General features: G+C 68.8%; 14 protein-coding genes. 2 read left to right on the plus strand and 12 right to left on the minus strand.

Features of this window, described 5'->3' with window-relative positions; translation table 11 throughout:
* Positions 1-50: 50 nt before the first annotated feature.
* From ABD204_RS12420 to ABD204_RS12455, 8 genes are all read right to left on the minus strand, one after another.
* A complete protein-coding gene (locus tag ABD204_RS12420; protein WP_194424583.1) occupies positions 51-407 on the minus strand; it encodes a hypothetical protein in 357 nt (118 codons plus the stop codon).
* The gene (locus ABD204_RS12425; protein ID WP_194424582.1) at positions 404-1,030 is read right to left on the minus strand and encodes a DNA polymerase III subunit gamma/tau; all 627 of its coding nucleotides are present in this window, start codon (positions 1,028-1,030) and stop codon (positions 404-406) included. Before ABD204_RS12425 ends, ABD204_RS12420 begins: the two co-directional genes overlap by 4 nt.
* Before the next feature lie 166 nt (positions 1,031-1,196).
* Entirely contained in the window at positions 1,197-2,222 is a 1,026-nt protein-coding gene (gene ilvC, locus ABD204_RS12430) for a ketol-acid reductoisomerase (protein ID WP_194424581.1), read from the minus strand.
* Between the two features lie 87 nt (positions 2,223-2,309).
* Positions 2,310-2,819, minus strand: a complete 510-nt coding sequence (gene ilvN, locus ABD204_RS12435) for an acetolactate synthase small subunit (protein WP_194424580.1) — start codon at positions 2,817-2,819, stop codon at positions 2,310-2,312.
* A gap of 1 nt (position 2,820) precedes the next feature.
* The gene (locus tag ABD204_RS12440; RefSeq protein WP_194424579.1) at positions 2,821-4,623 is read right to left on the minus strand and encodes an acetolactate synthase large subunit; all 1,803 of its coding nucleotides are present in this window, start codon (positions 4,621-4,623) and stop codon (positions 2,821-2,823) included.
* 42 nt (positions 4,624-4,665) lie between these two features.
* Positions 4,666-6,372 (minus strand): dihydroxy-acid dehydratase, encoded by a 1,707-nt coding sequence (gene ilvD / locus ABD204_RS12445; protein ID WP_194424578.1) that lies wholly within the window; start codon positions 6,370-6,372, stop codon positions 4,666-4,668.
* A 30-nt stretch (positions 6,373-6,402) separates the two neighbouring features.
* On the minus strand, positions 6,403-7,170 hold the full coding sequence (gene otsB / locus ABD204_RS12450) for a trehalose-phosphatase (RefSeq protein WP_194424577.1): 768 nt from the start codon (positions 7,168-7,170) through the stop codon (positions 6,403-6,405).
* The gene (locus tag ABD204_RS12455) at positions 7,167-8,594 is read right to left on the minus strand and encodes an alpha,alpha-trehalose-phosphate synthase (UDP-forming) (RefSeq protein ID WP_322597599.1); all 1,428 of its coding nucleotides are present in this window, start codon (positions 8,592-8,594) and stop codon (positions 7,167-7,169) included. The genes otsB and ABD204_RS12455 overlap by 4 nt, the downstream gene beginning before the upstream one ends.
* Before the next feature lie 127 nt (positions 8,595-8,721).
* On the opposite strand from ABD204_RS12455, the gene ABD204_RS12460 reads away from it, so the two are divergent.
* A complete protein-coding gene (locus ABD204_RS12460; protein ID WP_194424575.1) occupies positions 8,722-8,982 on the plus strand; it encodes a hypothetical protein in 261 nt (86 codons plus the stop codon).
* A gap of 18 nt (positions 8,983-9,000) precedes the next feature.
* On the opposite strand, the gene ABD204_RS12465 is transcribed toward ABD204_RS12460, so the two are convergent.
* The 4 genes from ABD204_RS12465 to ABD204_RS12480 are packed head-to-tail and all read right to left on the minus strand — an operon-like array spanning position 9,001 to position 12,175.
* Complete coding sequence (locus tag ABD204_RS12465) at positions 9,001-9,489, minus strand: acyl-CoA thioesterase (protein ID WP_194424574.1); 489 nt, start codon at positions 9,487-9,489, stop codon at positions 9,001-9,003.
* Between the two features lie 43 nt (positions 9,490-9,532).
* Entirely contained in the window at positions 9,533-10,717 is a 1,185-nt protein-coding gene (locus ABD204_RS12470; RefSeq protein ID WP_194424573.1) for an acetyl-CoA C-acetyltransferase, read from the minus strand.
* On the minus strand, positions 10,714-11,397 hold the full coding sequence (locus tag ABD204_RS12475) for a CoA transferase subunit B (RefSeq protein ID WP_194424572.1): 684 nt from the start codon (positions 11,395-11,397) through the stop codon (positions 10,714-10,716). Before ABD204_RS12475 ends, ABD204_RS12470 begins: the two co-directional genes overlap by 4 nt.
* Before the next feature lies 1 nt (position 11,398).
* On the minus strand, positions 11,399-12,175 hold the full coding sequence (locus ABD204_RS12480; RefSeq protein ID WP_194424571.1) for a CoA transferase subunit A: 777 nt from the start codon (positions 12,173-12,175) through the stop codon (positions 11,399-11,401).
* A gap of 95 nt (positions 12,176-12,270) precedes the next feature.
* Here ABD204_RS12480 and ABD204_RS12485 point away from each other — a divergent pair, with 95 nt between their 5' ends.
* On the plus strand, positions 12,271-13,077 hold the full coding sequence (locus tag ABD204_RS12485; RefSeq protein ID WP_194424570.1) for an IclR family transcriptional regulator: 807 nt from the start codon (positions 12,271-12,273) through the stop codon (positions 13,075-13,077).
* Positions 13,078-13,090 lie beyond the last annotated feature (13 nt).

Below are 13,090 nucleotides of genomic sequence, written 5' to 3' on the forward strand. Positions count from 1 at the left end.
GCGCGGGCGCGGGGCCGACGAACCGTGTGACGGCCCGGGTGGCTGCGCGATCAGGCCTCGGGGGCGTTGAGCAGGATCTCGGGCGCCGCATACGAGTAGGCGAGCACGTCGAGCCAGAAAACCGAGACCAACCCGAGGCCGACCAACAGCACGAGCGCGAGACCCATGGCGCCGCGGCGACGGCCGAGTGCGAAGGCGGCGGCGAACACGAGGAGCGGGAAGACGACGGCGAAGCCGAGCACGACCCAGCCGATCACGCTCAATCCGAGGTAGCCACCGGCCTGGGAGATGAGGAAGTCGAGCGCGTTCCACACGGCGTAGGCGTAGAAGAGGCCGAACCCGCCCGAGATGACGGCGGTGATCCAGGTCGGGAGACGGCGCGCGGTGGAACCGGTGGTGTCGGTCATTGTCCGATGGCTCCGATCATGGCGAAGGGCCACGGCACGAGGAGGACGACGCCCGCGGCCAGCCAGGCGAATCGCACCCAGGAGCGCGAGCGACGCGTCAGCAGCACGGTCACGGCGAACCAGATCGCGGGTGCGGCCACGGCGATCCACAGCGCAACCTGATAGGCGACGGGGGCGACGAGGAACTGGGCGACATCCTGCAGGCGGAGACCGCCGACGATCCAGCCCACCGTGTAGAGCAGGTAGACCCCGCCGAGCACGCCGAGGGCGATCAACGCGGCGTTACCCATTGACGGTGTGTCGACGACCTCGTCTGCCGGATCCCCGCTGTCCTCGCCGGTGGACGCGTCTTCGCCGGCGGAGACCTCGGCGTCGGCGGACACCTCGACGTCGGCTGCCGCAGCGGTCTCGCCGTCGGAGGGGGCGACACCCTCGGACCCGCGACCGACGGCCGTGTACCCCGGCGGGAGGTCGATCGGCGCCGCGGACCCGGTGGCGCCGTCCGCCGGCTCGGGGCCGACCTCGGTTTCGTCGTCGACCGGGCCATCGACGTGCGACCCGGTGTCGAGGGTCGGGTCGTCGTCACCGTCCCAGCTCAGGGCATCGCGGTCTCGGGGGGTCACTCCCCCAGCCTAGCCGCGGCCTCCTCGCCCGTCGCCACCGTCACCTGTCACCACCGGTCGTCGTGGCGACGCGAAACGACATCGCCCGACCATCGAAGGCCGATCCGCCCACGAAGAACGACGGAGGGCGGGCGCCGAAGCACCCGCCCTCCGTTCACGACCTCGGTCAGCGCGCGGCGCTGCCCTCGACGTAGTCCTCGTCCTGCTGCTTCCACGCGAAGAGCGAGCGCAGTTCCTTGCCGACCGCTTCGATCGGGTGCGACGCGGCCTTCTCGCGCAGCTCCATGAACTCCGTCGCGCCGTTGTCCTGGTCGTCGATGAAGCGCTTCGCGAACGCCCCGGACTGGATGTCGGCGAGAACGGCCTGCATGTTCTCCTTGACGCTCGGGTCGATCACGCGCGGCCCCGAGACGTAGTCGCCGTACTCGGCGGTGTCCGACACACTCCACCGCTGCTTGGCGATGCCGCCCTCCCACATGAGGTCGACGATCAGCTTGAGCTCGTGGAGCACCTCGAAGTAGGCGATCTGCGGCTGGTAGCCGGCCTCGGTGAGGGTCTCGAAGCCGTACTGGACGAGCTGCGAGACACCGCCGCAGAGCACGGCCTGCTCGCCGAACAGATCGCTCTCGGTCTCTTCGGTGAACGTGGTCTTGATGACACCGGCGCGGGTACCGCCGATCGCCTTCGCGTACGACAGCGCGGTGTCCCAGGCCGACCCCGACGCGTCACGCTCGACGGCGATGATGTCCGGGATGCCGCGGCCGGCGACGAACTCGCGACGCACGGTGTGACCGGGGGCCTTCGGGGCGACCAGGATCACGTCCACGCCCTCGGGCGCATCGATGTAGCCGAAGCGGATGTTGAAGCCGTGCGCGAAGGCGAGCGTCTTGCCCGCGGTCAGCTTGTCCTTGATGCTGTCGGTGAAGATCGAGCGCTGGTGCTGGTCGGGCGCCAGGATCATGATGAGGTCGGCCCACTCGGCGGCGTCGGCGACCGATTTGACCTCGAAGCCCTCCTCCTGCGCCTTCTGGGTCGACTTCGAGCCGTCCTTGAGCCCGATGACGACCTCGACGCCCGAGTCGCGCAGGTTCTGCGCGTGGGCGTGGCCCTGCGAGCCGTAGCCCACGATCGCCACCTTCTTGCCCTGGATGATGCTCAGGTCGGCGTCGTCGTCGTAGAAGATCTCGGCCATTCGTGTGTCTCCTTCAGTGTGGGTCGTTGCGTATGGTTTCGCTTCGCGCGCTCAACGACCGGGGAGCGAGAAGCGAAAAAGGATGCGTCAGCCGCGCAGGACGCGTTCGGTGATGCTCTTGGGGCCGCGGCCGATCGCGAGCAGGCCCGACTGGGCGAGTTCCTTCACGCCGAACGGCTCGATGGCGCGCAGGAAGGCCTCGACCTTGCCGTGGTCGCCGGTGATCTCCACCACGACCGCGTCGGGGGCGTAGTCGACCACCGAGGCGCGGAAGAGGTTGACGACTTCGAGGACGTTCGACCGGTTCTGGTTGTCGGCGCGCACCTTGACGAGCATGTGCTCGCGCTGCACCGACGCGGCCGGCTCCAACTCGACGATCTTGATGACGTTCACGAGCTTGTTCAGCTGCTTTGTCACCTGCTCGAGGGGAAGCCCTTCGACGTCGACGACGACGGTGATGCGCGAAAGCCCCGGCACCTCGGTCACCCCGACCGCGAGGGACTCGATGTTGAAACCACGGCGGGCGAACAGGCCCGCCACGCGCGTGAGCAGACCGGGCTTGTCCTCGACGAGGAGGCTCAGGACGTGCTTCGACATGTCACTCGTCCCCTTCGAACGACGGCGCGTGCTCGCGCGCGTACTGGATGTAGCTGTTGCTGACGCCCTGCGGCACCATCGGCCACACCATGGCGTCGGCGCTGACGACGAAGTCGATCACGACCGGACGGTCGTTGGTCTCCAGCGCGAGCTTGATCGCATCGTCGACCTGATCTTCGCTCTCGACGCGGATCGCGAGGCAACCGTACGCCTCGGCGAGGGTGACGAAGTCCGGGATGCGGACCGTGCCGTGCCCGGTGTTCAGGTCGGTGTTCGAGTGACGCCCGTCGTAGAACAGGGTCTGCCATTGGCGGACCATGCCGAGGGAGGAGTTGTTGATCACCGCGACCTTGATCGGAATGCCGTTGATCGCGCAGGTGGCCAGTTCCTGATTGGTCATCTGGAAGCAGCCGTCACCGTCGATCGCCCACACCGGACGCTCGGGTTCGGCGACCTTCGCCCCCATCGCCGCCGGAACGGCGTATCCCATGGTCCCGGCGCCGCCGGAATTGAGCCAGGCGTTGGGACGCTCGTACCGGATGAACTGCGCAGCCCACATCTGGTGCTGACCCACGCCCGCGGCGTACACGCCCTCCGGACCGGTCAGTTCGCCGATGCGCTGGATCACGTGCTGCGGGGACAGCAGGCCGTCGGAGGTCGGGGCGAATCCGAGGGGGAACTCATCGCGCAGCCCGTCGAGGAACGACCACCACTGGTCGATCTCGGGCTTCTGTCCGTTCGCGACACCGCGGAACGCGGTGTCGAGGTCGACGAGCACGTCCTTCAGATCGCCCACGATGGGCACGTCCGCAGTGCGGATCTTGGAGATCTCGGCGGGGTCGATGTCGACGTGGATGACCTTCGCGCCGGGGGCGAACAGCGCCGCCTTCCCGGTGACGCGATCGTCGAACCGTGCACCGAGGGTGATGAGGAGGTCTGCCTCCTGGAGCGCCAGCACGGCGGGCACGGTGCCGTGCATGCCCGGCATGCCGAGGTGTTGCGGATGCGAGTCCGGGAAGGCTCCGCGGGCCATGAGCGTGGTGACCACGGGGGCACCGGTCGACTCGGCGAGGGTGCGCAGTTCGTCGGCGGCGCCGGAGCGGACGACACCGCCGCCGACGTAGAGCACCGGCTTCTTCGCGTCGGCGATCAGCTGTGCCGCCGCCTGGATCTGCTTGCCGTGGGCCTTGGTGACCGGACGGTATCCGGGCAGGTCGTACTTCGGCGGCCAGACGAAGGGCACCTCGGCCTGCTGTGCGTCTTTGGTGATGTCCACCAGCACGGGGCCGGGGCGCCCGGTGGTGGCGATCTCGAACGCCGCGGCGATCGCACCGGGGATCTCCGAGGCGTCCTTGACCAGGAACGAATGCTTGGTGACCGGCATCGTGATGCCGACGATGTCGGCTTCCTGGAACGCGTCGGTGCCCATCAGGTGCGAGAACACCTGCCCGGTGATGCACACCAGCGGCACGGAGTCCATGTAGGCGTCGGCGATCGCGGTGACGAGGTTGGTCGCGCCCGGGCCGGAGGTGGCGATGGCGACACCGGGACGCCCGGAGGCCGAGGCGTACCCTTCCGCCGCGTGACCGGCGCCCTGCTCGTGGCGCACGAGGATGTGGCGCAGCTTGCTGGCGTCCATGAGCGGGTCGTAGAAGTGCATGATCGCACCGCCGGGGATTCCGAACACGTCGGTGACCCCGAGCAGCTCCAGCGAGCGGACCATCGCCTCTGCCCCGGAGAGCACGGGCGCAGAGGCGCTGCGAGCGGGTGGCCGCGGCACGGCGGCTGCGGTTTCTGAAGGCATGGTGGTTCCTCTGTCGAGAACGAACAGATGTGTCTGAGGCCGTTACCCCGTGACGGCGCCGTGCGCGGCGGAGCGCACGAGCTTGGAGTACTTGGCCAGGACGCCACGGGTGTAGCGCGGGGGAAGGGGCTCCCAGCCAGAGCGGCGGGAGTCCAGCTCCGCGTCGTCGACGAGTAGGTCGAGACTGCGGGCTGCGATATCGACCCGTATCAGATCACCATCGCGCACGAAGGCGATCGGACCTGCGTCGACCGCTTCGGGTGCTATGTGGCCGATGCACAGGCCGGTTGTGCCGCCTGAGAATCTGCCGTCCGTCAACAGTAGTACATCTTTCCCGAGCCCAGCGCCCTTGATGGCGGCCGTGATGGCGAGCATCTCGCGCATGCCGGGACCGCCCTTGGGGCCCTCGTAGCGGATGACGATGACGGTGCCGGGGGCGATGTCGCCGGCGGCGACGGCGTCCATGGCGGCGCGCTCGCGCTCGAACACACGGGCGGGACCTTCGAAGACCGCCGCGTCGAATCCGGCGGTTTTGACCACGGCACCCTCGGGGGCGAGCGAGCCGTGGAGGATCGTGATGCCGCCGCTGGCGTGGATCGGGTCGTCGAAGGTGTGGATGACATCACCGTCGATCGGGTCGGGGGCGAGGTCGCGGAGGTTCTCGGCGACGGTCTTGCCGGTCACCGTCAGCGCGTCCCCGTGGATGAGGCCCTCATCCAGCATCGCCTTCATCACCACGGGGATGCCGCCGTGACGGTCGACGTCGTTCATCACGTATTCGCCGAAGGGCTTCATGTCGGCCACGTGCGGCGTCTTGTCGCCGATGCGGTTGAAGTCGTGGAGACTGAGGTCCACCTCGGCCTCGCGCGCGATGGCCAGCAGGTGCAGCACGGCGTTGGTCGAGCCGCCGAGGGCCATCACCAGCGCGATGGCGTTCTCGAACGCCTCCTTGGTCAGGATGTCTTTGGTGGTGATCCCCTGCCGCAGCAGGTTGACGACGGCTTCGCCGGATCGGTGCGCGTAGTAGTCGCGGCGACGGTCGGCCGCAGGCGGCGCCGCCGAGCCGGGGAGGCTGAGTCCGAGGGCCTCACCGACCGAGGCCATCGTGTTCGCGGTGTACATGCCGCCGCAGGCGCCCTCGCCCGGGACGATGGCGCATTCGATGCGCTTGAGGTCCTCCTCGCTCATCTTGCCGGCGCGGCAGGCCCCGACGCCCTCGAAGGAGTCGATGATCGTGACGTCCTTCTCGGTACCGTCGCTGAGTTTGACCCAGCCGGGCATGGTCGAACCGGCGTAGAGGAAGACGCTCGACAGCCCGAGCCGGGCACTGGCCATCATCATGCCGGGGATCGACTTGTCGCACCCGGCCAGCAGGACGGTGCCGTCGAGTCGCTCGGCCATGATCACCGCTTCGACCGAGTCGGCGATGACCTCACGGCTGACCAGCGAGAAGTGCATGCCCTCGTGACCCATCGAGATCCCGTCCGAAACCGAGATCGTGCCGAACTGCAGCGGATAGCCGCCCCCGGAGTGGACGCCCTCCTTGGCGCCCTGCGCCAAGCGGTCCAGGCTCAGGTTGCACGGGGTGATCTCGTTCCAGCTCGATGCGATGCCGATCTGGGGCTTGTCCCAGTCTTCGTCGCCCATGCCGACCGCGCGGAGCATTCCGCGTGAGGTGGTGGCTTCGATGCCGTCGGTGACGGCGCGACTGCGGGGCTTGATGTCGATCGATTCCTCGGGGTTGGCCATGCCTCCGAGTCTATTCCCGAGGACGGGCTCCTAGACACCGGCGGTGCGTTCGGCGGCGAGCCTCGACAGGAGTGCGGCGAAGGACGGGATGTCGGGGACGGAGACACTCGCGTGGGTCTGGCGGGTTCCGATGTGCACGCCGAGGTCGTGCGGCCCGAGGCTGGCCAGCGCATCTTCGTCGGTCACGTCGTCGCCGGCGAACAACACACCGGTCGCCCCGACGAGCTCACGAAGATGCGCGACCGCCGAGTCCTTGCCTTCATGCCGGAAGGCGTACTCGACGATGTTGTGCCCGGTCCGGCGCCGCCAATGCGGGGCTTCCGCGGCGACGATCGCATCGACGGCCCCGTTGGCCTTCTCGGCGTCCTCGGGCGTGGCCAGGCGCGTGTGCACGCCGAACCCGAAGGTCTTCGGCTCGATGAACACCCCCTCCAGACCCGCGGTGGCCTCTTCCGCGTGGGAGCGCAACGTGTCGCGGAGCCCATCGTCCACCGCGTCCTCCGCCGAAGCGTGGACGCCGACGCCGGGCTGCCAGAACTCGGCGCCGTGGGAGCCGGCCAACCAGACCGACGAGGTGTCGTCGTGCTCGGCGATCACGCGGAGGTCTCCGAGGCTGCGCCCCGAGACCAGGGCCACGGTCGTGCGCGGCGCCGCCCGGAGGGCGTTCAGCGCGGTGCGCGCCTCGGGATGCATGCGGGCCTGCATCGGCTCGTCGTGCAGCGGCGACAACGTGCCGTCGAAGTCGAGGGCGACCAGCAACACGTCGGTGCCGGCCAGGGCCGAGACGGCGTCGCTCATCGTGTCGCCCTCTCCTTCGCGGCGCGCGCATCGTCGAGGGCGGCCAGGAACGAGTCCGACCATGCCTTCACGTCGTGCTCCAACACGCGCTTGCGCATCGACCGCATGCGGCGCGCCTGGTCGGCCTCGGGCATCTCGATCGCCTGGATGATCGTGTCCTTCAACGTGTCGATGTCGTGCGGGTTCACCTTCAGGGCCGAGCCGAGTTCATCGGCGGCGCCGGCGAACTCCGACAGCACGAGCACCCCGCGGTTGTCGTTGCGGGTGGCGACGTATTCCTTGGCGACCAGGTTCATCCCGTCGCGCAGCGCGGTGACGAGCATGACGTCCGCCGCGAGGAACAGCGCCACCATCTCCTCCCGCGGGTACCCCTGGTGCAGGTATCTGATCGCGCTGTGCCCGAAGGTGTCGTGGTCGCCGTTGATGCGCGCGACGGTCAGCTCGATCTCGTCGCGCAACTGCACGTATGCCTCGACGCGCTCGCGGCTGGGGCTGGCGACCTGTACGAGCGTGACGTCGTCGACGGTGACCCGGCCGTCCTCGAGCAACTCGCCGAACGCTTTCAGCCGGTGGCGGATGCCCTTGGTGTAGTCGAGCCGGTCGACACCGAGCAGGATCGCCTTGGGATTGCCGAGCCCCTCGCGGATCTCCTTCGCGCGGGCTTGCACCTCGGGCTTCTTGGCCAGCTCCATGTAGGTCTCCGCCGCGATGGAGATCGGGAACGCCTTCGCGAGCGCGGTGTGCGCGGTGCCGTCCTCGCCGGGGACCGTGATGCGGCCGGCGCGCGTCTCGTACCGGAACAGGCGCCGCACGGCGCGCGCGAAGTTGCCCGCATCCGCCACGCGCTGGAAGCCGATCACGTCGGCGCCCAGGAGTCCTTCGAGCACCAACCGACGCCACGGCAGTTGCGAGTACAGGCCGTATGCGGGGAATGGAATGTGGTGGAAATACCCGATCGTCAGGTCGGGGCGCATCTCACGCAGCATCTTCGGGACCAGCTGCAGCTGATAGTCCTGCACCCAGACGGTGCCGTTCTCCTTGACCGCGTTGGCGGCGGCCTCGGCGAAGCGACGATTGACGCGCACGTACGAGTCCCACCACACGCGTCGGTAGCGCGGGGCCGCGATGACGTCGTGATAGAGAGGCCAGATGGTGTCGTTGGAGAATCCCTCGTAGTACTTCTCGATCTCGTCCGCGCTCAGCGCGACGGGGATGAGCTGGGTGCCGTCGAAGTCGAAAGGCTCGACCTCCAGATCGGCCTGTCCCGGCCATCCCACCCACGCGCCGTCGGTCTCCTTCATGACCGGCTCCAGCGCGGTCACCAGTCCTCCCGGCGACCGGCGCCAGCCGTCCTCCCCCTCCCCCGGTCCGGCTTTGTCCACGGGCAGGCGATTGGCGACGACGACGAATTCGGCCTGGGTCACAGGTCCTCCTGACGGTGATCGGGCCTTCAGGCTAACAGCGCCGTGTTTCGAAAAACCGCGCCTTGACGGGGGCATCGCGGGGTGTCAAGAGCGCACACCGGGTCTCCGGTCGCGATAGCGTGGGGCCATGCGCCAGTACCTGTTCGGCACCGGAATCCTCAGCGCCGTCACCGGCGGAATGACCCTGTTGCGAAGCATCCGCAACGATGAGCCCTTCACGTGGCGCACCGCGCTGGCGTGGGCGAGCTGGGGCATCTCCCTCGCCCTCGCGATCGGCGCCATCGTCGACACGCGTCGTGCCGCGCGTGGACACACGGTCCCACAGGACTCCCCCGTGCACGGCAAAGAGGAGAAGCTCATGAAGAAGCGGCTCGCTCGCAGCCACTGATCGTTCGTCCCGTCAGGGTCAGCGTCGTGGGAGCGTGAGCGTTCCGGTCGCGGGGTTCTCCCGGGGCATGCGGTCGCGTCGGTAGGTGATCGAGTCGTACCCGTGCGGAGCGGGCCGTCCGTCCTCTCCGAGATTGACGAACACCAACTTCTCGATGGTGAGGATCTTCCGGCGCGTGATCATGTTCCGCACCACGGCCCGCATCGTCAGCGACGTGCGCCCGAATCGGGTCGCGCGTAGCCCCATCTCGATGAGGTCGCCCTGGTTCGCCGAGGCTTGGAATTCGATCTCCGAGATGAACTTCGTCACCACTCGGTAGTTGCCGAGCTGGATGATCGCATAGATGGCCGCTTCTTCGTCGATCCAACGCAACAGGCTTCCGCCGAACAGGCTGCCGTTGGCGTTCAGGTCTTCCGGCTTGACCCATTTGCGCGTGCGGAAGTTGACCGTGTCGTCGACCGCGGGGTCACCCTGCGTGAGCAGATCGGGGTTGTCGTCGCTGGGCATGACTCGAGGCTAATACGCATGTGTTTCGCCCAGGCGACAGGGGTCACCTGCTCAGGATCAGCGCGTCGCCCTGACCACCGCCGCCGCACAGCGCGACGGCGGCCGTCCCGCCGCCGCGTCGGAGCAACTCGTGCACCGCGTGCACGACGAGCCGGTTTCCGGAGGCCCCGATCGGATGCCCGATCGCGATACCGCCGCCGTGCGGGTTGACGACGTCGTCCGACAGCCCCAGCTCGGCCTGTGACTGCGCCACGACGGCACCGAAGGCCTCGTTGATCTCGACCACGTCCAGATCGGTCGGGGCGATCCCCTGCCGGGCACAGGCCTTCTCGATGGCCCGGGCCGGCTGGGCGTGCAGGGAGTTGTCGGGACCGGCGACCTGGCCCGAGGCACCGACGACGGCCAGGACCCTCCATCCGTTCTCATCGGCGTGCGATCGGGTGGTCATCACGACCGCGGAGGCCCCGTCGGAGATCTGCGACGCGTTGCCGGCGGTGATCGACCCGCCCTCGGCGAATGCGGGACGCAGCACCCCGAGCGTGTCGACGGTGGTCTCCGGGCGCACCCCCTCGTCCGTGTCGACCACGACCGGCTCGCCCTTGCGCTGGGGGATCTCGACCGGCACGATCTCCGGCTCGAAGACCCCGGCCTGCTGCGCCGCAGCGGCGCGCTGATGCGACCGTGCGGCGACGGCGTCCTGCATTTCGCGCGTGAGACCGAGCCGTTCGTTGTGGCGTTCGGTGGAGGCCCCCATGCTCTCCTGGTCGTAGGCGTCGGTGAGTCCGTCATGGGCCATGTGGTCGATCACCTCGACCGACCCGTAGGTCCACCCCGAGCGCGACCCCATCATCAGGTGCGGTGCCCGGGTCATCGACTCCATACCGGCGGCCACGACCACCGTGGCGTCGCCGAGGGCGAGCATGCGGGCGCCGTCGATGACCGCGGTCAGCCCCGACAGGCACACCTTGTTCACGCTCGCCGCGTGCACGTCCCAGCCGATCCCGGCGGCGATCGCCGCCTGCCGCGCGGGATTCTGCCCCGCTCCGGCCGGCAACACCTGGCCGACGAGCACGGCGTCCACGGCGGACGGGGCGACCCCACCGCGCTCGAGCGCCCCCCGGATGGCGGTCGCGCCGAGCTGCACGGCCGTGAGCGGCGCGAGCCGGCCCTTGAGCCGCCCTTGCGGGGTTCGGGCTGCGGCGACGATGACGATGTCGTCGGTGGTCATGAGCGGCTCCCTTCGGGCACGGAGTCGACGGCGACGGCCGTGAGCGACTCCGAGATGTACAGCGGTGGCTCGGTGGCGGCGATCACGTCGTCGACCTCGACCCCCGGGGCGACCTCGACGAGCACGAGGCCGTCGTCGGTGACGTCGATGACGGCGAGGTCGGTGATGATGCGGTCGACCACCCCTCGCCCGGTCAGCGGCAGCGTGCAGTCCTCGACGATCTTCGCCGACCCGTCCTTGGCGACGTGCTCCATGAGCACGATGACCTTTCCGGCGCCGTGGACGAGATCCATCGCTCCGCCGGGCCCCTTGACCATCTTTCCGGGGATCATCCAGTTCGCGAGGTCCCCGGTCCGTGAGACCTGCATGGCACCGAGGATGGCGGCGTCGATCTTCCCGCCGCGGATCATCCCGAAGCTGGTGGCCGAGTCGAAGAAGGCCGTGCCGGGAAGGGTGGTGACCGTCTCTTTTCCGGCGTTGATGAGGTCGGGGTCGACGGCGTCTTCGGTCGGGTAGGGACCGACCCCGAGGATCCCGTTCTCCGACTGCAGCACGACGGTGACCCCTTCGGGCACATGGTTGGGCACGAGGGTCGGCAGGCCGATGCCGAGGTTGACATAGGAGCCGTCGGCGAGTTCCCGGGCGGCGCGGGCCGCCATCTCGATCCGGGTGAGAGCCATCTCACGCCTCCTCTTCGGTGCGGACGGTGCGTCGTTCGATGCGCTTGTCGATGTCGGTGCCGACCTCGATGATCCGGTGGACGAAAACCCCGGGGAGGTGCACCGCGTCGGGGTCGATGTCGCCGGGTTCGACGAGCTCTTCGACCTGGGCGATGCACACGCGCCCGGCCATCGCGGCCAATGGGTTGAAGTTGCGTGCCGCCTTGTTGAACACGAGGTTTCCGTGGCGGTCTCCGCGCAGCGCGTGGACGAGCGAGAAGTCGGTGCGGATCGCCTCCTCCAGGACGAACTCCTTCGGCTCGCCGTGGACGTCGAATGTTCGCACGTCTTTCGCGGGTGAGGCGACCGCGACGCCCCCGGATCCGTCGTAGCGCCGGGGCAGACCGCCCTCGGCGACCTGCGTGCCGACACCGGTCTGGGTGTAGAAGGCGGCGATGCCGGACCCGCCGGCGCGCAGCTTCTCGGCCAGGGTGCCCTGCGGCGTCAGTTCGAGCTCGAGCTCGCCCGAGAGGAACTGCCGCTCGAACTCCTTGTTCTCGCCGACGTAGGACGAGGTCATCTTGCGGATGCGCTTGGCGCGGAGCAGGACGCCCAGGCCCCAGTCGTCGACGCCGCAGTTGTTGCTGACGACGCTGAGGTCGCCGGTGCCCTGCGCGAGCAACGCCTCGATGAGGGCGATGGGGTTTCCGGACAGGCCGAATCCGCCGACCGCGAGCGATGCTCCGTCGGGGATGTCGGCGACGGCCGCCGCGGCCGAGGAATAGGTCTTGTCGATCACACGAACTCCTTCGTCGTGATCTCCATCCTCCCCCGCACACACCGCCCCCACCAGCGCGCTCTTGCGATGTGGATGAGCCGGGGCGTAGCGTCCATATGGTGGACAACTCAGCGGCGAACCGGACGAAGGTGACCGTTCCCGGCGCCCAGGCGATCGCGCGGGCCGCGGCGTTGCTGCGGCTGGTCACGGCCGCCGGTGACGAGGGCGCCTCCGCGGGCGATCTGGCCCGCCGCGCCGATCTGACCCGTCCGACCACGCACCGTTTGCTCACCGCGCTCGGCCACGAGGGCCTCGTGGACCACGATGAACAGACCGGGCGCTGGATGCCCGGCCCCGAGCTCTACCTCATGGGTTCGGTGGCCGCATCGCGCTATGACATCACGGCCGTCGGTCGCGACGTGGTGCGATCGCTGGCGGTGCGCACCGAGGAGAGCGCATTCCTGTCGGTCCGCCGAGGCGATGAGACCGTGTGTCTGTTGCGCGAAGAGGGGAGCTTCCCGATTCGCTCCTTCGTGCTCTCGGAGGGTGTGCGCTTCCCCTTGGGCGTGGCCTCCGCGGGTATCGCGATCCTCGCGTTCCTGCCACGCCACGATGTGGACGCCTACCTCGCACGCCACCCGGGGATCGAAGACGCGTGGGGCGAGGGCCACTCCCCCGACCGCATGCGCGCGAGACTGCGGGAGACGACCGCACGCGGGTACGCCGTCAACCCCGGGCTGATCGTCGAAGGCAGCTGGGGCATGGGCGCCGCGGTGTTCGACAGGGAAGGCCACCCGCAGTGGGCGCTGAGCCTCACCGGAGTGGAGTTCCGCTTCTCCCCCGACCGACTCCCCGAGCTCGGACGCACCCTGCTCGCCCACGCCCACCAGCTCACGTCGCGCATCGCCGCCACCCGCCGGTGACCCCGCCGCCCGC

It is taken from the genome of Microbacterium aquimaris, assembly GCF_039531285.1.
In the GTDB taxonomy this organism is placed as follows: Bacteria; Actinomycetota; Actinomycetes; order Actinomycetales; family Microbacteriaceae; genus Microbacterium; species Microbacterium aquimaris.

Coding starts and splice junctions, on each gene's coding strand:
- ABD204_RS12420 (WP_194424583.1), bottom strand. CDS start 407: ATGACCGACACCACCGGTTCCACCGCGCGCCGTCTCCCGACCTGGATC.
- ilvC (WP_194424581.1), bottom strand. CDS start 2,222: ATGGCCGAGATCTTCTACGACGACGACGCCGACCTGAGCATCATCCAG.
- ilvN (WP_194424580.1), bottom strand. CDS start 2,819: ATGTCGAAGCACGTCCTGAGCCTCCTCGTCGAGGACAAGCCCGGTCTG.
- ABD204_RS12440 (WP_194424579.1), bottom strand. CDS start 4,623: ATGCCTTCAGAAACCGCAGCCGCCGTGCCGCGGCCACCCGCTCGCAGC.
- ilvD (WP_194424578.1), bottom strand. CDS start 6,372: ATGGCCAACCCCGAGGAATCGATCGACATCAAGCCCCGCAGTCGCGCC.
- otsB (WP_194424577.1), bottom strand. CDS start 7,170: ATGAGCGACGCCGTCTCGGCCCTGGCCGGCACCGACGTGTTGCTGGTC.
- ABD204_RS12460 (WP_194424575.1), top strand. CDS start 8,722: ATGCGCCAGTACCTGTTCGGCACCGGAATCCTCAGCGCCGTCACCGGC.
- ABD204_RS12465 (WP_194424574.1), bottom strand. CDS start 9,489: ATGCCCAGCGACGACAACCCCGATCTGCTCACGCAGGGTGACCCCGCG.
- ABD204_RS12470 (WP_194424573.1), bottom strand. CDS start 10,717: ATGACCACCGACGACATCGTCATCGTCGCCGCAGCCCGAACCCCGCAA.
- ABD204_RS12475 (WP_194424572.1), bottom strand. CDS start 11,397: ATGGCTCTCACCCGGATCGAGATGGCGGCCCGCGCCGCCCGGGAACTC.
- ABD204_RS12485 (WP_194424570.1), top strand. CDS start 12,271: ATGGTGGACAACTCAGCGGCGAACCGGACGAAGGTGACCGTTCCCGGC.